Genomic DNA, 235 nt, shown 5'->3' on the forward strand with positions numbered 1-235 from the left:
CTCACTAAAACATATCGCTAACGAATTGGCGACTTCTGCTAGCTTTGTTGCCCGCATGTTGATGCAATCTGAAACCTACTTCGAACCCAATTGGCAGCACTTACCAGAAGTACTTTTGCTGGATGAGATTAAAACTACTAACAACGCTGATGAGACCATGAGTTTTGAAATGATGGATGCCGACACACACGAATTTATCGACTTACTGCCATTCCGATCAATTTTCAAGCTGCAG

Annotated in this window: 1 pseudogene; it reads left to right on the forward strand. The window is 42.6% G+C overall.

Annotated elements, in window-relative coordinates:
* Positions 1-235 (forward strand): annotated as a pseudogene (locus tag HC026_RS13245) (ISL3 family transposase); the annotation flags it as partial.

The sequence above is a fragment of the Secundilactobacillus angelensis genome, from assembly GCF_012641075.1.
Taxonomy (GTDB): domain Bacteria; phylum Bacillota; class Bacilli; order Lactobacillales; family Lactobacillaceae; genus Secundilactobacillus; species Secundilactobacillus angelensis.